11 protein-coding genes are annotated in these 17,187 nt (G+C 73.6%); 7 read left to right on the plus strand and 4 right to left on the minus strand.

Features of this window, described 5'->3' with window-relative positions:
- Positions 1-2: 2 nt before the first annotated feature.
- On the minus strand, positions 3-1,556 hold the full coding sequence (locus GA0070558_RS28195) for an NAD(P)-binding domain-containing protein (protein ID WP_091285253.1): 1,554 nt from the start codon (positions 1,554-1,556) through the stop codon (positions 3-5).
- Between the two features lie 152 nt (positions 1,557-1,708).
- Positions 1,709-2,023: a hypothetical protein gene (locus GA0070558_RS28200; protein ID WP_091285256.1), complete on the minus strand. Its 315-nt coding sequence runs from the start codon at positions 2,021-2,023 to the stop codon at positions 1,709-1,711.
- A 584-nt stretch (positions 2,024-2,607) separates the two neighbouring features.
- Here GA0070558_RS28200 and GA0070558_RS28205 point away from each other — a divergent pair.
- Genes GA0070558_RS28205 through GA0070558_RS28225 form a run of 5 tightly spaced genes read left to right on the plus strand, consistent with a single transcriptional unit; the run spans position 2,608 to position 12,410 of the window.
- Positions 2,608-4,578 carry a CRTAC1 family protein gene (locus GA0070558_RS28205; RefSeq protein ID WP_091285260.1) on the plus strand — a complete coding sequence of 657 codons (1,971 nt, stop codon included), beginning with the start codon at positions 2,608-2,610 and terminating at the stop codon, positions 4,576-4,578.
- Entirely contained in the window at positions 4,575-5,558 is a 984-nt protein-coding gene (locus tag GA0070558_RS28210) for an enediyne biosynthesis protein (protein WP_091285264.1), read from the plus strand. The genes GA0070558_RS28205 and GA0070558_RS28210 overlap by 4 nt, the downstream gene beginning before the upstream one ends.
- Entirely contained in the window at positions 5,555-11,377 is a 5,823-nt protein-coding gene (locus GA0070558_RS28215; protein WP_091285266.1) for a type I polyketide synthase, read from the plus strand. The genes GA0070558_RS28210 and GA0070558_RS28215 overlap by 4 nt, the downstream gene beginning before the upstream one ends.
- Positions 11,378-11,381: 4 nt before the next feature.
- A complete protein-coding gene (locus GA0070558_RS28220; protein WP_091285269.1) occupies positions 11,382-11,858 on the plus strand; it encodes an acyl-CoA thioesterase in 477 nt (158 codons plus the stop codon).
- Positions 11,859-11,897: 39 nt separating this feature from the next.
- A complete protein-coding gene (locus GA0070558_RS28225) occupies positions 11,898-12,410 on the plus strand; it encodes a flavin reductase family protein (protein WP_077940251.1) in 513 nt (170 codons plus the stop codon).
- A 359-nt stretch (positions 12,411-12,769) separates the two neighbouring features.
- Here the strand turns inward: GA0070558_RS28225 and GA0070558_RS28230 are convergent, their stop codons facing one another.
- Both GA0070558_RS28230 and GA0070558_RS28235 read right to left on the minus strand, forming a co-directional pair.
- Positions 12,770-14,137, minus strand: coding sequence for a cytochrome P450 (locus GA0070558_RS28230; RefSeq protein ID WP_077940248.1), 1,368 nt, complete (start codon positions 14,135-14,137; stop codon positions 12,770-12,772).
- Positions 14,134-15,120 (minus strand): DUF1702 family protein, encoded by a 987-nt coding sequence (locus tag GA0070558_RS28235; RefSeq protein WP_091285273.1) that lies wholly within the window; start codon positions 15,118-15,120, stop codon positions 14,134-14,136. Before GA0070558_RS28235 ends, GA0070558_RS28230 begins: the two co-directional genes overlap by 4 nt.
- A gap of 232 nt (positions 15,121-15,352) precedes the next feature.
- On the opposite strand from GA0070558_RS28235, the gene GA0070558_RS28240 reads away from it, so the two are divergent.
- Together GA0070558_RS28240 and GA0070558_RS28245 are read left to right on the plus strand one after the other, a co-directional pair.
- On the plus strand, positions 15,353-16,444 hold the full coding sequence (locus tag GA0070558_RS28240) for an SDR family NAD(P)-dependent oxidoreductase (RefSeq protein WP_091285276.1): 1,092 nt from the start codon (positions 15,353-15,355) through the stop codon (positions 16,442-16,444).
- Positions 16,441-17,142: a maleylpyruvate isomerase family mycothiol-dependent enzyme gene (locus GA0070558_RS28245; RefSeq protein ID WP_091285285.1), complete on the plus strand. Its 702-nt coding sequence runs from the start codon at positions 16,441-16,443 to the stop codon at positions 17,140-17,142. The genes GA0070558_RS28240 and GA0070558_RS28245 overlap by 4 nt, the downstream gene beginning before the upstream one ends.
- The last annotated feature ends 45 nt before the right edge of the window (positions 17,143-17,187 follow it).

A 17,187-nucleotide genomic window follows, 5' to 3' on the forward strand; every position in this document is an offset into this window, starting at 1 on the left:
CCTCAGCGCCCCAGGTCCGCGGTGAAGAACTCGCGCAGGGGCTGCACGTGCCGGTCCTGCCGGCGCCACTCGGCCAGCAGGTCCTCCAGCAGGTGCAGCTCCTCGACCAGTTCCCCGCCCCGGTAGCGGCGCACCACGGGGTGGATGAAGGCGCTCTCGGCGGCCCGGTCCGGCTGCGGGTGCCGCTCGATGGCGAACACGTCGCCGTACTCGTCGCGGCCCCAGCGCAGCGAGAACGTGTAGTAGTGGCTCTCGCCGCCGAACCGGGCGACCGCGTGGTCCTCGGGCAGGTCGTGGTAGTGGCGCACCACCCCGGCGGCCGCGTCGACGACGAGGACGTCGCAGAGGAACTCGAACTGCGTCCACAGCGCCGAGCTCCAGTTGACCCGGTCCAGCACCGCCTCGGTGAGCGCCTCGGCGTCCGCCGCCACCTTCTCGTACGCCAGCGGCGCGCCCTCGTACCGCTCGCGCAGCAGGGCCGTGAGCGTCCGCAGGTTGTAGCGGAAGCCGTCGATGAATGCGGACGACGCCTTCTTGAAGTCGCGGTCCTGGGCGAGCGTGCCGGCGAAGTAGAGCCCGTCGACGTCGACCGACTGCCAGTCGGGGCGGGTGGCGGGCAGCCGCCCGCTGGGCACCATGCCGGGGCGGCAGTTGTCGGCGAAGACCGAGGTGTCCATGGCGAAGCCGGTGCAGCGCAGCACCGACTCGTACTCCATCACGGCGGTCTCGCCGTCGGCGTGGGTGTAGGTCAGGTGCACCTCGTACTTGTCGCCCACCGGGCGGATCTCGTCGATGACGCAGTCGAGCACGGAGTGCAGGGTCTTGAACTGGTAGCTGTCCAGGACCGCGCCGTGGTGGCCGCGTACGTCGCCGGGGTGCTTGGTGTTCCAGGCCAGCCGCAGGGGACGCGGGCTGGCCAGGTGGATCATGGCGGCGTGCCCGAGGATCGCCGAGGCGGTCTCGAACGCCGAGTTGCCCTTGCCGAGGATGAGCACCCGCTGGTCGGCGTAGTCGGCCGGGTCGGTGGACATGTCCTCGTAGCCGATCGCGTGCTCGATGCCGCGTACGTCGGGGACGTTGGGCCGGCCCCAGCCGGCGGCCCACACCACGCAGTCGGCGTGCAGCAGCCGGCCGCCGGCGTGCACGAGGAAACCGGCGTCGGTCTTGGTGACCAGCTCGACGCTCGTGTCGTAGCGGACGGCGAGCCCGTGGTGGCGGGCGAAGTCGCCGAGGTAGCGGACCATGTCGTCGGCGGAGGGGAAGTATTCGCGGCTGTAGTCGGCGAACGGCAGGTCGGCCGGGGTGTGCAGCAGCGAGTTCCAGTCCCAGCGCAGCCGGATCTCGGGGTCGGTGCTGGTGGTGTGCACCTTGTTCAGGGAGATCAGCTTGCGGTGGCGGGGGAACCGGCGGAAGAACTCGCCGGGTTCGGCCGCGCGTTCCAGCGTCAGGTAGTCGCTGCCGGCCTGCTGGAGGTAGTAGCTCAGCTGAAGGCCGGCCGGGCCGGCGCCGATGATCAGGTAACGGTGGTGCTCGGTGCCCTCTGGCAAGTCGGTCATGGCTGCTCCCGCGTCGAGTACCCATGACCATTGTGGATAAATGCACTTAAGTCAATACATATCCGGGTTGGATGGTGCGGCCGAAGGACGGAGATCGACGGTCGGCCGCCCCCGCCGCTGCGGCGGGGGCGGCCGGCGCGCGGGCGGTGCGCTCAGGCGGGCTGGGCGGCCGGCTCACGGTGGCCGCTGACCTTCGCCGCCGGCATCGGTCCGCCCTTGGCGGTGCCGGTCATCTCGTCGCCGTCGATCGTCACGTCGAAGGCCAGGTCCATCCGCATCGGCTTCTTGATCGACTGGTACCAGGACAGCCGGTTGCCCTCCAGCGTGAGATCGTTCAGGGTGAGCGTCTCCTTCTCGCCGCGGGAGATGCCCTGCAGGACACCGTCCTTGCTGAACAGCTCCAGCTCGGTGCGGCGGACGCCGAACGGGGTGGACACGGCCACCTTCCAGAATCCCTCGACAGACACGGCGGCTTCCTCTCTTGCCGGGGTCCCGGGCGCGGGCGGTCCCGCGGGACGACGCCCGGGCGGCGCCTCGGGCAGCGCCGCCACCCACGCTAGCCATCGTGCCGACGACAGTTAGTCGCCATATTGCCGTCTTGGGCCGACGGGTGGACACAGCGGGTCAACGCGGTGAGATCGACCAATAGGGATCCGACGCGTCAAATCGTCCGCTATACGCGAACTAAACCGGCCGCATGCTGCGAAAACGTCGGGAGCAATGTGAAAGAAGCGCGCCCCGGCGCCACCGTCGCACGATGAACCTGGCCTGATCCGGTCGCCGAGCATCCACTTTTCCCGCCCGCCGCAGGAGGAAACCAGGCACGCCAGAAAGAAGATTCGCCGCGCCGACGGAAAATAGCTGGAGAAACGCCTTTCCCCGGCCGACCCGTCGCGCCGCGAAGCCCCCGACGTCAGGCGAAACTCCCCCACCCCTTACCGCGCAGCACCCCGGGACCGCCCGTGGAACACCGCCGCGGTGATGACGTCTGCCCTGTTCACGCCATCGGCTTTGGCAGAAGCCGATGGCTCTGTTGTAAGGAGACCGTACCGTGCTGGGTCAACGCGCACGCTCGTTCAGCCCCGGAATAGTCGCGATTCTACTCGCGGCCTCGCTCTTTTTCATCATCGACAGCCGAGTGTCGGTCGCCGGCGCCGACGAGGCCGCCACACGATACCGCTTCACCGAGCAGCCGATCGCCTACCCGGACGGCTACGACCAGCTGCCCAAGAAGACGATCCGGGACGTCAATCCGACGTACCACAAGATCCGGGCCTGGATCTCGTCGGTCGGCGCGAGCATCGCGCTCAACGACCTCACCGACCACGGTCGCGCCAACAGCATGTGCTTCGTGGACACGCGCACCAACCACGTGGTGGTCACCTACGCGCCCACGGCGCCGAAGGAGGACCAGTTCGCGCCGTTCATCCTCGACCCGGCGCCGCTGCCGATCGACGACACCATGGCGCCGATGGCCTGCGTGCCGGGCGACTACAACCTGGACGGCCGGATGGACCTGATGGTCACCTACTGGGGCCGGGTGCCGATCCTCTTCCTGCGCAAGGCCGGGGCCACGACGGTGTCCAACGCCACCTACCAACGCCAGGAGATGCTGCCGCAGAGCTCGCCGGACGGCCGCTACCACGGGCCCAAGTGGCACACCAACGCCTCCCTGGTCAGCGACCTCGACGGCGACGGCAAGCCGGACGTGGTGATCGGCAACTACTTCCCCGAGTCCGACGTGCTCAACACGCGGGGCCAGGACAACGTCGAGATGAACGACACCCTGTCCAGCGCCACCAACGGCGGCGGCCTGCACGTGCTGCGCTGGCACTCGGCGACCACCGGCGACAACCCGTCGGTGAGCTTCGTGGCCGAGCGCGGGGCGGTCCCGTTCAAGAAGTCCACCGGCTGGACGCTGGGCCTGGCCTCGGCCGACCTGACCGGTCGCGGGCTGCCGGACGTCTACGTCGCCAACGACTTCGGCCACAACCACCTGCTGCACAACGTCTCCTCCCCCGGCCACATCAAGTTCAAGGCGGCCATCGGCGAGCGCACCCCCACCACGCCCAAGTCGTTCGTGCTCGGCAACGGCTCGTTCAAGGGCATGGGCATCGACTTCGGCGACCTGGACCGCAACGGCAGCTTCGACATGATGGTCTCCAACATCACCACGGCCTGGGGCCTGGAGGAGAGCAACTTCGTCTGGATCAACCGGGCCCGCGACGAGCGCGACATGCTCGCCAAGCTGGGCAAGGGCGTCGCCCCGTTCACCCAGGAGGCCCGCCCGCTGGGCATGGCCTGGAGCGGCTGGGGCTGGGACGTGAAGTTCGGCGACTTCCTCAACAGCGGCGACCTGGAGGTCGTGCAGACCCTCGGCTTCGTCAAGGGAAAGATCAACCGGTGGCCGTGGCTGCAGGAGATGGCCATGATGAACGACGACCTGCTGTCCAACCCGGCCATGTGGCCGAACCTGCAGCCCGGTGACGACATCGCCGGCGACCAGCCGCTGGCGTTCTTCGCCCGCACGGCCAGTGGCGAGTTCGCCAACATCACCAAGGAGATCGGCCTGGACGTGCCGATCCCCACCCGCGGCATCGCCACGGCCGACACCCGCGGCACCGGGGCGCTGGACCTCGCGGTGGCCCGGCAGTGGGGCGCCCCGGCGTTCTACACCAACGACGCGCCCAGCAAGGGCAACTTCCTGAACCTGCGGCTCTACCGGCCGGCGGTCGGCGCCCCGGCGGGCCAGATGCTCTGCACCCCGGCGTACGGCGCCACCGTCACGGTGACCACGCCGGACGGCCGCAAGCAGATCTCCCAGCTCGACGGCGGCAGCGGCCACGCCGGCAAGCGCAGCTTCGAGGTGCACTTCGGCCTCGGGGACAGCAGCGGTCCGGTCACCGTCGACCTGCGCTGGCGCGACCTGAACGGCCAGCAGCACGCCACCAGCCAGCAGCTCACCGCCGGCACGCACACCCTCGTGCTGTCCGACCGCGTCGAGGAGGTTCCGAACCGATGACCACGATCGCCCCGCCCCCCAGCATCAGCACCGCCCCCGCGGCCCCCGCCGTCCCCGCGCCGGCCAAGCCCGAGCCCGACCGCCGCTACCTGGCGCTGCGCAACTTCGCCATCTCGATCAGCGTCTTCAACATCTTCGGCTACACGCTGCTCGGCTTCGAGCAGCCGTGGCTGTGGCCCATCCTCGCGGTGCTCACCGGCTATGCCACCGAGCTGACCTTCGAGCTGATCCGGGCTCGGGCCAAGAAGGAGACCCCCCGGTTCCTCGGCGGCGGCGGCCGCCGGGTGTACGAGTTCCTGCTGCCCTCGCACATCACCGCGCTGGCCTGCAACATGCTCCTGTACGCCAACGACATGTTCCTGCCGATCGCCTTCGCCGTGATCGTCGGCGTGACCGGCAAGTACGTCCTGCAGGCCCCGGTCTACGGCCGGATGCGGCACTACATGAACCCGTCGAACTTCGGCATCACCATGGCGCTGGTCTGCTTCGGCTCCTGGATCTCCATCGCCCCGCCGTACGAGTTCACGGAGAACGCCAACACCTACTTCCGGGTGATGATCCCGATCATCATCGTGACCGCCGGCACCGTGATCAACGCGCTGCTGACCCGCAAGGTCCCGCTGATCGTGGGCTGGCTCGGCGGCTTCGCCATCCAGGCGTTCCTCCGGCACTGGATCTGGGACGTGGCGCTGTTCTCCGCGCTGGGCGTGATGACCGGTGTGGCGTTCGTGCTGTTCACCAACTACATGATCACCGACCCGGGCACCACGCCGGTCAAGCCGATGAACCAGTTCATGTTCGGCTCCGGCGTGGCCATGACCTACGGCGTGCTGATGCTGTTCAACGTCGTCTACACACTCTTCTTCGCGGTGGTCGTCGTCTGTGGCATCCGTGGCATCGGCTGGTGGATCGCGGACATGCGCAAGAAGTCCCGGGCCGCCGCCAAGCTGACCCTCGACACCCCCAGGAGCATCGCGTGAGCGACCGGATAGCCGTCGTCGGGATCGCCTGCCGGTATCCCGACGCGGAGGACCCCAACCAGCTGTGGGAGAACGTGCTCACCGGCCGCCGGGCGTTCCGCCGGCTGCCCGACGAGCGGATGAACGCCGAGGACTACTACTCCCCCGACCCCACCGCGCCCGACCGGTTCTACTCGGCCAAGGCCGCCGTGATCGAGGGCTTCGAGTTCGACCGGGTCAAGTACAAGATCGCCGGGAGCACCTTCCGGTCCACCGACATGACGCACTGGCTGGCCCTGGACACCGTCGCCCGGGCCCTGGCCGACGCCGGCTTCGCCGACGGCGAGGGGCTGCCGCTGGCCACCACCGGCGTGGTCATCGGCAACACCCTCACCGGCGAGTTCAGCCGGGCCAACCTGCTGCGGCTGCGCTGGCCGTACGTGCGGCGCACGGTCGGGGCGGCGCTGCGCGAGCAGGGCTGGGACGACGCCGCGGTCGGCGCGTTCCTCGACGAGCTGGAGCCGCGCTACAAGGCGCCGTTCCCGCCGATCGACGAGGACACCCTGGCCGGCGGGCTGGCCAACACCATCGCCGGGCGGGTCTGCAACCACTTCGACTTCAAGGGCGGCGGCTACACCGTCGACGGGGCCTGCTCGTCGTCGCTGCTGTCGGTCGCCACCGCCTGCAACGCCCTGGCCCGGGGTGACCTCGACGCCGCCGTCGCCGGCGGCGTCGACCTGAGCATCGACCCGTTCGAGGTGATCGGCTTCGCCAAGACCGGCGCGCTGGCCACCGGCGAGATGCGGGTCTACGACCGCAACTCCAACGGGTTCTGGCCCGGCGAGGGCTGCGGCATGCTGGTGCTGATGCGCGACGAGGACGCCGTCGCGCGCGGCCTGCGCCGGCACGCCGTCATCGCCGGCTGGGGTTACTCCTCCGACGGCAAGGGCGGCATCACCCGGCCGGAGGCCAGCGGCCACCGGCTGGCCATCCGCCGGGCGTACGAGCGGGCCGGCTTCGGCATCGACTCGGTGTCCTACCTGGAGGGTCACGGCACCGGCACCGCCGTCGGCGACGCCACGGAGCTGACCGCGTTCACCGAGGCCCGGCAGGAGGCCGACGCGGCGGCGGCGCCCGCCGCGATCAGCACCGTGAAGGGCAACTTCGGCCACACCAAGGCCGCCGCCGGGGTCGCCGGGCTGCTCAAGGCGATCCTCGCCGTACGCCAGCAGGTCATCCCCCCGGCCACCGGGCACGTGGACCCGCACCCGGTGCTCGACGTGGCGGAGCCCGCCCTGCGGGTGCCCGCCACGGCGGAGCTGTGGCCGGCCGACAAGCCGATCCGCGCGGCCGTGTCGTCGATGGGCTTCGGCGGCATCAACGCGCACGTGGTGGTCGAGAGCGCGGAGAGCGGCCGGCGCACCCGCATCGGGGCGTCGACGACCGCGCTGGTGCGCTCCCGGCAGGACACCGAGCTGCTGATGTTCGACGCGCGTACCCCGGAGGAGCTGGGCTCGCGGCTGTCGGACCTGGCGCCGTGGGTGGGCCGCCTGTCGTACGCGGAGCTGGGCGACCTGGCGGTGGCCCTGGCCGGGAAGCTGGCCGGGCGACCGGTGCGGGCGGCGGTGGTCGTCGCCTCGCCCGAGCAGGCGCGGCAGCGCCTGGAGCGGCTGGTCGAGCTGGTCGACGCGGGCGAGCAGCGGGTGATCGACGCGGCCGGCGGCGTCTTCCTCGGCGCGGCGGGCCCCGCCCCGCGGATCGGGTTCCTCTTCCCCGGTCAGGGCGCGGGCCGGCGCGCCGACGGCGGCGCGCTGCGCCGCCGGTTCGAGGAGATCGACGCCCTCTACCAGGCCCACCAGCCGCCGCCCGGCGCGGACCTGGTGGCCACGGCCGTGGCGCAGCCGCGGATCGTGACCGGATCGGTCGCGGGCCTGCGGGCGCTGTCGATGCTCGGCATCCGGGCCACCGGCGCGACCGGGCACAGCCTCGGCGAGCTGACCGCCCTGCACTGGGCCGGCGCGATGGACGAGCAGACGCTCATCGCGACCGCCGGCGCGCGCGGGCGGATCATGGCCGACGCCAGCGCCGGGGACGGCACGATGGCCAGCATCTCCGCCGCCCCTGAGGTGGTGGAGCCGCTGCTGGCCGGCACGCCGGTGGTCATCGCCGGCTACAACAGCCCGCAGCAGACCGTGGTCTCGGGGCCGGTCGACGCGGTGCTGCAGGTCGGCGCGGCGGCCGAGCGGGCCGGGCTGTTCTGGACCCGGATCGCGGTGTCGCACGCCTTCCACTCCGAGGCCGTCGCCCCGGCGGCGGTCGCGTTCGCCGAGCACCTGCGCGGCGGGACCTTCGCGCCGCTGGCGCGGCCGATGGTCTCCACGGTCACCGGGGACGTGCTGCCGGCCGACACCGACGTGCCGGAGCTGCTGCGCCGGCAGGTGCTGGACCCGGTGCGGTTCACCCAGGCGGTGCGCCGCCTCGCCGACGACGCCGACCTGCTGCTGGAGGTCGGCCCGGGTCGGGTGCTGCGCGGGCTGGCCGCCGACATCGCCCCGCAGGTGCCGACGGTCTCGCTGGAGACCGACAGCCTCTCCCTCGCGGGCCTGCTCAACGCCGTCGGCGCGGCGTACGCGGCGGGCGCGGCGGTGAACCACGAGGCGTTGTTCCAGGACCGGTTCGCCCGGCCGCTGGAGCCGGGCCGGCCGCTGCGGTTCTTCGCCAGCCCCGCCGAGTCGGCCCCCGCCGGGGACTTCGCGGTGGCCCGTACCGCGCAGGAGCTGGCCGCCGTCGCGGCCACGCCGAGCGGCACGTCGGTGGCGGTGTCCGGGCCCGGCGCCACCCTCGACAGCCTGGAGCTGCTGCGCCGGCTCGCCGCCGAGCGGGCCGAGCTGCCGCTGGAGGCGGTGCGGCCGGACAGCCGGCCGCTGGACGAGCTGCACCTCAGCTCGATCACCGTCGGGCAGATCGTCAACCAGGCCGCCCGGGAGCTCAACGTGGCCGCGCCGACGCTGACCTCCAGCTACGCCACCGCCACCGTGGCGGAGATCGCGCAGATCCTCGACGACGCCGCCGGCGGTGCGGCCGGCGGCGACGAGCAGGAGGCGTCGATCGCCGGGGTGGCCCCGTGGGTGCGGGCGTTCGCCGTCGACCTGGTGCCCACGGAGGTGGGTCCGCGCGTCGGCGCCCCGGTCGACGGGGGGTGGCAGGTGTTCACCGCCGGGCACAACCCGCTCGCCGAGCCGCTGCGCACGGCGCTGCAACAGGCCCGGGTGGGCGACGGGGTGCTGCTGTGCCTGCCGCGCGACGGCCAGCCCGAGCACATCCCGATGATGCTGCGCGCGGCCCGGTCCGCGCTGGCGCAGGGCGGCGCAGGGCGGTTCGTGGCGGTCGGTGACCGTCGCACCGCCGCCGGCCTGGCCAAGACGCTGCACCAGGAACACCCGGAGATCGTCACCACGGTGGTCGTCCTGCCGCTGGTCGACGAGCCGGCCGAGGAGGCGCTGGCGGCCACGGTGGCCCGGGTGGTCGCCGACGTGGCGGCCACCGCCGGGTTCAGCGAGGTCCACTACGACCGCGACGGCAACCGGCACGTGCCGGTGCTGCGGCCGGCGGCCCTGCCGCCCAACGGCGGGCCGGGGCTGGGCGTGGAGGACGTGCTGCTGGTCACCGGCGGCGGCAAGGGCATCACCGCCGAGTGCGCCCTCGCGCTGGGCCGGGACACCCTCGCGGCGGTCGGCCTGATCGGCCGCTCCGACCCGGCGACCGACGCGGAGCTGGCGGCCAACCTCGACCGGCTCACCGCCGCCGGGGTGCGCTTCCACTACGCCCGCGCGGACATCACCGCGCTGGACGAGGTGAAGGCGGCCGTCAACGACATCGAGCGGGTCCTCGGCCCGGTCACCGGCGTGCTGCACGGCGCCGGCCGCAACGAGCCGACGGCGGTGGCCAACCTCGACGAGGCGACGTTCCGGCGGACCCTCGCCCCGAAGATCGACGGGCTGGAGGCCGTGCTCGCCGCGACCGACCCGCACACGCTGCGGCTGCTGGTCACCTTCGGCAGCATCATCGGCCGGGCCGGGCTGCGCGGCGAGGGGCACTACGCCACGGCCAACGACTGGATGACCGACCTGACCCGCAAGGTCGGCGAGGACTACCCGCACATCCGGTGCCTGGCGCTGGAGTGGTCGGTGTGGTCCGGGGCCGGCATGGGCGAGCGGCTCGGGGTGCTGGAGGCCCTCACCCGCGACGGCATCGCGCCGATCCCCGTGGAGGCCGGCATCGCCACGCTGAAGGAGGTGCTGGCCAGCCCGGCCGCGCCGCAGGCGCTGGTGGTGATGGGCCGCGCCGACGGCCTGGCGACGGTCACGCTGGAGCGGCGCGAGCTGCCGCTGCTGCGCTTCGTCGACCGGCCGCAGGTGCACTACCCGGGCGTGGAGCTGGTCGTGGACGCGGACCTCACCGCCGACGACGACCTCTACCTGGCCGACCACCTGCTCGACGGGGACCTGCTCTTCCCCGCCGTGCTGGGCATGGAGGCCATGGCGCAGGCGGCCTCGGCGCTCACCGGGCGCACCGAGGCGCCGGTGCTGGAGGACGTCGAGCTGCTGCGGCCGATCGTGGTGCCGCCCACCGGCAGCAACACGATCCGGATCGCGGTGCTCGCCGCCGCCGACGGCACGGTCGAGGCGGTGGTGCGCAGCAGCGACACCAACTTCGCCGCCGACCACTTCCGGGCCCGGCTGCGCTGGGACCGGCCGCTGCGGGTCGAGGCCCGGGCGGGCACCGCCGCGGCGGGGCTGCTGCCGATCGACCCGGCCCGCGACCTGTACGGCCCGGTGCTGTTCCAGGGGCGGCGGTTCCAGCGCCTGCTGGGCTACCTGGACCTGGCGGCGACGAGCTGCACGGCGCGGGTGTCCAACCGGCCGGTCGACGCGTGGTTCGCCCGGTACCGCCCCGGCGACCTGGTCCTCGGCGACCCGGGCACCCGGGACACGGTGATGCACGCGTTGCAGTGCTGCGTGCCGGACGCGACCCTGCTGCCGGGCGCGATCGAGCGGCTGCACCTGGCCGACCCGAAGGTCGCCGCGACCCTGGACACGGTCACCATCCACGCGGTGGAGCGGCTGCGCCAGGGCGACACCTACCACTACGACGTGGACGTCTGCGACGCCGACGGCAACCTTGTCGAGCGGTGGCAGGGGCTGCGCCTGCACGCCGTGCGCAAGCAGGACGGCACGGGGCCGTGGCTGCCGGCGCTGGTCGGCCCGTACCTGGAGCGGCGGGTCGGCGCGTTCCTGCCCGACGAGCTGCGCGTCGTGGTGCGGCCCGACGACTCCGCCGCCACCGGCACGCAGGCCCGCCGCCGGCAGACCGCCCGCGCGGTGAGCTGGGCGCTGGGCACGGAGACGACGGTGCGCTACCGGCCGGACGGCAAGCCGGAGGTCGACGCCGACGTCCGGATCTCCGCCTCGCACGGCGCCGGGGTCACCGTCGCCGTCGCCGGCGCCTCCGCGGCGGTGGGCTGCGACGTGGAGCTGGCCTCGGCCCGCTCCGCCGACGAGTGGGCCGGCCTGATCGGCGCCGACGGCCTCGCCCTGGCCACGCTGCTGGCCCGGGAGCAGGGCGAGGACCTGTCGGTCGCCGCCACCCGGGTCTGGGGCGCGGTGGAGTGCCTGCGCAAGAACGGCCACGCCCGGGTCGACCTGGTGGCCGAGCCGAACGGCACGGCCGGCTGGGTGGCCCTGCGGTCGGGGGCGGCGCGCGTCGCCACCTTCGTCACCGCGCTCAACGACGTCGCCGACCCGGTGGTGTTCACGATGCTGGCGGAAGGAAGCAGGTGAAGTCATGGAGTCCTACTACGAGTACCGGCACCTGGTCGGTTTCGAGGAGACCAACCTCGTCGGGAACGTCTACTACGTCAACTACATGCGCTGGCAGGGCCGGTGCCGGGAGATGTTCCTGCGGGACCAGGCGCCGGAGGTCCTGGCGGACATCCGCGACGACCTGAAGCTGTTCACCCTCAAGTGCGAGTGCGAGTTCTTCACCGAGATCACCGCGTTCGACGAGCTGTCGATCCGGATGCGGCTGGAGGACCTCACGCAGACCCAGATCGGCTTCGCCTTCGACTACGTGCGGCTGCGCGACGGGTTCGAGGAGCTGGTGGCCCGGGGGCGGCAGCGGATCGCGTGCATGCGCGGCCCGAACACCGACACCCGGCCGACCCGGGTGCCGGACACGCTGCGGGCGGCGCTGTCGCGGTACGCGGTGGCCCCCACCGCGGGCGGCCAGCGCAAGGTCCTCGAAGGCGTCGGGGAGGGCTGAGCGGTGACCAGAGCGGACCAGCGGCCGGCCGCCGGCGCGGTGACGGTGCCCCCGCCGGCGACGGCGGCCAACCACGCCGAGCTGCGGGCGGTGATGGGCATGTTCGCCACCGGCGTGACGGTGGTGACGTCGGGCCGGGACCTGCCGCACGGCATGACCGCGAACGCGTTCACCTCGGTGTCGCTGGACCCGGCGATGGTGCTGGTGTGCGTGAAGCGCAGCTCGGTCATGCACGACACCGTCCTGGCGCAGGGCTCCTTCGCGGTGTCCATCCTGGCCGCCGGCCAGGAGGGGCTGGCGCGCTACTTCGCCAGCTCCCGCCGGCCCCGCGACGAGCGGGAGTTCGAGACCGTGCCGTGCGAGGCGGGGCCGCACACCGGGGCGCCGATCGTGTCCGGGAACGTGGCCTGGGTGGAGTGCAAGCTGGCGGCCGTGTACGACGGCGGCGACCACTCCATCTTCCTCGGCTCCGTGCTCGGCACCGGCCGGGGTGACAGCAGCGACGCGCTGCTGTTCCACGGCGGCCGGTTCTGCGAGGTCGGCAAGGGTTGACCGGGTCGGCCCGGCGCCAGCCAGGGCCGACCACCCGACGGCCGGGCGGCCACGCACCCCGCGTGGTCGCCCGGCCGTCGCCGTGTCGCCGTCCGCCGCTGCCGCCATCGTCGTTGGCCGTTGGCCGTCGGCCGTCGGCCGTCGGCCGTCGCCGGGCGCTGCCGGGCAGCTCCACAAAGGGCGGCAGGGCCTGACGGGGGCGCGGTAGAGCCCCTACGAGTGCTGGAGTCCGGCGGGGGCTGGGGTTTGGCGGGGTCCTGGGGTCCGGCGGGGGCTGGGGTCCGCCGGGGTCCTGGGCACACGGCGAGGCGCAACCGGCCGGGGAGCACCGGTTGCGCCAGGTTCGCCGGGCAGGCGGGTCAGGCCTCGTGGACGTGCATCGGCAGGCCGCCGCGGACCCGCAGGGTCAGCATCGGCTCCGGCACCACCGGGTAGCCGGGCTGCAGCGACAGCCGCAGCTGCCGGGTCACGCAGGCGAGGACGAACACCGCCTCCATCAGCCCGAGGTTGTTGCCGACGCAGAAGCGCGGGCCGGCGCCGAACGGGATGTAGGCGTACCGCGGCCGGTCTGCGCGCCGGTCGGGGTCGAAACGGTCCGGGTCGAAGCGGTCCGGGTCGGGCCAGAACTCCGGGTGCCGGTGCAGGGTGTACGGGCAGAGCACCACGTCCGCGCCGGCGGGCACGTGCCAGCCGCCCACGACGTCGTCGCCCTGGGCGATGCGGGGCAGCAGCCACACCGGCGGGTACAGCCGCATCACCTCGTCGACCACCATCGCGGTGTACCGCAGCCGGTGCAGGTCCTCGTACGTCGGGTTGCGGTCGCCGAGCACCTCGACGGCCTCGGCGTGCATCCGCTCCCACACCTCGTGGTGCCGGTCGAGCAGGTAGAACGTCCAGGTCAGGGTGCTGGCGGTGGTCTCGTGCCCGGCCAGCAGCAGGGTGACCAGCTCGTCGCGCATCCGCTGCCGGGCCACCCGGGGGTCGGTCTCCCGGCTGGTCGACTCGATCAGCCGGGACACCACGTCGTCGCGGCCGGCGATCCCGCCGGGCTGCGCCCGCCGGTGCGCCACCAGCCGGTCGACGATCTCCTGCAGCTCGGCGCGCGCGCGGCGGAAGCGCCGCTGCCGGGGCAGCGGCACCCACGGCGGCACGGCGCCCAGCGACATCATCTCGAAGATCGCCTGGTCCTGCACCGCCTCGAACGCCGCGCCGATGCCGCCGAACTCGCCGAGGTCGGCGTCGAGCAGCGTACGGCCCAGCACGCCGAGGGTCAGCTCGGTCATCTCGTGGCGGATGTCCACCGGGCCGGCGCCGACGGCGCGTTGCAGCCGGGCGGCCATCCGCACCGACTCCTCGGCGACCGCGTCGGCCTGGCGGGCGATGCGGCGGGCCTGGAACACCGGCTGGATCACCTTGCGCTGCTTGGTCCACAGCTCGCCCTCGCTGGTGAGCAGGCCGTCGCCGAGGGTGCGGCGGGCGTGCACCAGCCCGATGCCCTTGTGGTAGTTGCCCGGGTTCTCGGCCAGCACGTGCTTGGCGTGGTCGGGGTGGTTGAAGAACCAGAGCGTCTTCGGCCCCAGCGGCAGCCGCACCGCGTCGCCGTGCCGGGCGGCGACCGTCCGCATGACGTCGAGGCGGTTGCGGGCCATCCGCCCGAGCAGCACCGGTGCGGTCCACGGCGAGGGGCCCGGCGGGCGCACCCGGGCGGGGTCGGCGACCGCGGTCACGGCTGCACCCGGGCGTCGGCCCGGAACCGCGCGGCCACGGCCCGCCGCCACACCTCGTACGCGGGCAGGCCGGAGGCGTCCGGGCCGGCGGGGATCAGCTCGTCGGTGACCCGGCCCGCGTCGGCGGCCGACGCCCGGCAGAACACCTGCGTGGCCAGCTCCGTGTGCGGCACCAGCAGCCCCGCCCGGATCCGGGCCTGTGCGGCGAACGCGCTGGCCTGGGCGACGAACGGGGCGTGCTCGCCGGAGCGGGCCAGGAACAGCCGCAGCTCGTCGGCGGTGCACCCGCCCGCGTACGTCGCGGCGAGCCCGGCCCCGCTGTAGAGGTCCTCGTGCCGCGCCGCCGGGAACCGGTCGATCAGGTCGGCGGCGACGGTCGGGTCGCAGCCGGCGACGAACCAGGTGGCCCGGCCGATGCCCTGGTCGACGGCGCGGGCGGCGTACGCGGTGGGGCCCTCGGGCGGCCACGGGAAGTCGGTCACCGCGCGCTGGCCGTGCACGTACTCGGCGGTGTGGAAGTACGCCTGGTGGAAGCCGTAGCCGTCGTGCACGAGCCAGCGCAGCAGCGGATCGGTGGCCCCCGCCAGGGCCCGCCGCCACAGGAGCTTCGGCAGCCGCGCCAGGGCCCAGCCGATCCCGACGTACGCCATGTAGACGTGCCGGTCGCCGGTGCCGGCGAGGAACTCGGCGCTGCGCCGGGGCGCGCCCGGGGTGAGCGCGTCGACCAGCGCGAAGCCCATGGCCGCGCCCTCGTAGGCGAACCCCTGGAAGCGGGTCGGCAGCGGGGCGAGGTCGGTGTCGACGTCAGTCACCCGGCGGGCGCCGGCGGCCGAGGAGAGCCCGGTCAGGAACGACGAGCCGACCGTCTCCAGGATGGTGCGTGACTCCGGGTTCTTGACGTGGAACCCCCGGGTGGAGACGAGGGTCTCCTTGACGTCGGGGGTGAGGACGCGGCGCCTGAGCGCCCTGATGGTGCCGGCCACCTGCTGCTCCCATTCATCCAGATTCGACGATTCAACTGCCCCATCCTCCCGGCCACCCGACGCCCGCAGCCACTTCCCGATTGCCCTCTGACCTGCGGCGAAGCGGCCGGGACAACGGCACGCTGGGAGTAGTGCGCCGACGCCACGCGGGACACGATCGAGCCGCCCGCCACCTCGGCGGCGGCGTCGCGCCGCGCGGCACGCGCCGGTCGCGGGCGGAGAGGAGCTCGCGATGTTGGTGCTCGTGACGGGCGGTACGGGCTTCGTCGGCGCGCACACGGTGGCGGCGCTCGTCGCGGCCGGGCACCGGGTGCGGGTGCTGGCCCGCGACCCGCGCCGGGTCGCCCCGGCCCTGTCCCCGCTGTCCGTGCCGGACGACGCGGTGCAGGTCGTCGACGGCGACGTCGTCGACGAGACGGCGGTCGCCCGGGCGGTTCGTGGCGTGGACGCGCTGGTGCACGCCGCGTCGGTCTACTCGTTCGACAGCCGGTCGCACGAGGCGACCCGGCGGACCAACGCCCGGGGCACCGAGGTGGTGCTGGCGGCGGCCCGCCGGCTCGGGGTGGGGCGCTCGGTGCACGTGTCGACGTTCGGCGCGCTGGAGCCGTCCCCGGCCGGGACGGTGGGCCCGCAGTCGCCGCCGACCACGGCCCGGGAGACGTACCTGGCGAGCAAGGCCGCCGCGGAGCGGGTCGCCCGGGGCCACCAGGCGCACGGCGACCCGGTGGTGATCGCCTATCCGCCCGCCCTGCTCGGGCCGCACGATGCGAAGCTCGGCGACCAGAACGCCCGGCTGCGCAACGTGCTGCGCGGCCTGATGCCAATGTGGCCCACCGGCGGCTTCCCGGTCGGCGACGTCCGGGACACCGCCGCGCTGCTCGCGGAGCTGGCCACCGCGCCGGGCGAGGACGGCGGGCGGCACCTCGGCCCGGGCCGCTACCTGAGCACCCGCGACTACGTGCGGGCCGTCCGCGAGGCGACCGGCCGCCGGCTGCCCACGTTGTTCCTGCCGGCCCGGGCGATGCTGCCCTTCGCCTACGCCACCGACCTGGTGCAGCGGGTCTGGCCGTGGCACATCCCCGCCGAGTACGGGGCCTGCTACGTCTGCGCCACCGACGCCCGCCCGCAGGACGTGGCCCGGTCGGCGGGGCCGGCGCCCCGGCCGATCGGCGAGACGCTCGTCGACACCGTGCGTTGGCTGCACCGCACGGGGCGGCTCACCGCCGGCCAGGCCGGCAGGGCCGGCACACCTGTCGTTCCCGTCGCGTCCGCGGCGGGTCCCGTCGAAGCCGCGGCGCCGCCGCGCAGGGAGGCACGATCATGACCATCGTCGAACCGCACCCGTCCCGGCCGTCCGGGACCACCGCCGTGGCGGCCTACCGTCAGGTCCGGGTGGCCACGGCACAGCTGCTGGCCGAGGCGCCGCCCGGAGCCGACGCGCTGCCGGTGGCGCACTGTCCGGGATGGACCGTACGGGAGCTCGTCGCGCACCTCGTGGAGGTCTGCGCCCGGGTGCACGGCCGGGTCACCGGCGACGTCCCCGGCCCGGCGCCCGACGGCGGGGTGCCGGAGCTGCTCGCCGAGTGGGAGCGGCTGAGCGGGCCGGTGGAGGGGTTCCTCGCCGGCCCGGGCTCGATGGACGGGCACATCCTGGTGATGGACGCGTTCACCCACGAGCTGGACCTGCGTCAGGCGCTGGGCGTCGCGCCGCCGGTCGCGCACCCGGCGCTGCCGGTGGCCTCCGGCGTCCTGCTGAAGGGGTTGTCCGCCTCGCTCGACGGCCACGGCCTGCCGCCGCTGACGGTGCGGACCGAGCACGGCGACGCGGTGGCGGGGACGGGCGAGCCGACGGTGACCGTGGCCGGCCCCTGGCACGAGGTCTATCTGGCGCTGGCCGGTCGGCGCAGCGCGGAGCAGATCCGGTCGCTGCGGTGGAGCGACGATCCGGGGCGCTGGCTGCCGGCGTTCACCTGGGGGCCGTTCCGGGTGCCGGAGTCGCCCGTCGCCGGCGCCGGGGGCTGAGCCTGCCGTACCGCTGTCGGCTGCCGGCCGGTGCCCCGGGGCACC

It is taken from the genome of Micromonospora haikouensis (assembly GCF_900091595.1).
Lineage (GTDB): Bacteria > Actinomycetota > Actinomycetes > Mycobacteriales > Micromonosporaceae > Micromonospora > Micromonospora haikouensis.